This is a genomic window from Paracoccus sp. 22332, from assembly GCF_052045125.1.
GTDB classification, from domain to species: Bacteria; Pseudomonadota; Alphaproteobacteria; order Rhodobacterales; family Rhodobacteraceae; genus Paracoccus; species Paracoccus haematequi_A.
This window is the reverse complement of sequence record NZ_JBQEOI010000149.1, coordinates 1-353: the sequence shown is the minus strand read 5'-3', so window position 1 is coordinate 353 and position 353 is coordinate 1. Positions and strand designations below refer to the sequence as shown.

Below are 353 nucleotides of genomic sequence, written 5' to 3'. Positions count from 1 at the left end.
TCAGCGTGGTGGCGCCCGCCGGGGTGACCAGGTCGAGCGCGGTATAGCTGGCGTCGCCCGCCATGAAGGCCGGGCGCGTGCCGCTGCAGAACACCTGCACGGGCGAGGGTTCGCCCCAATCCAGGCTGTCGGCCGGGGTGTCGGGAGCGGCCGAGACCGCCTCGCGCAGGGTGACCAGCACCAGATCGCCCGGCACGGCGGTGCTGCCCTGGCCGACGACCTGGCGATCGGTCTGGTCGTAATGGATGCATTCGCCCATCTGGCAGCGGGCCAGATACGGCTCGGCCTGGGCGAGGGCGGCGGGCAGGGCGAGGGCGGCGGCAAGGATGAGGGGCTTCATGGGTGTCTCCACA

The 353-nt window shown here is 72.2% G+C and carries 1 protein-coding gene; it reads right to left on the bottom strand.

What is annotated here, in order from left to right; genetic code table 11:
- A partial coding sequence (locus ACTJI6_RS24280) for a hypothetical protein (protein ID WP_440804367.1) occupies nt 1–340 on the bottom strand: 340 nt, incomplete at its 3' end.
- Nucleotides 341–353: the final 13 nt, after the last annotated feature.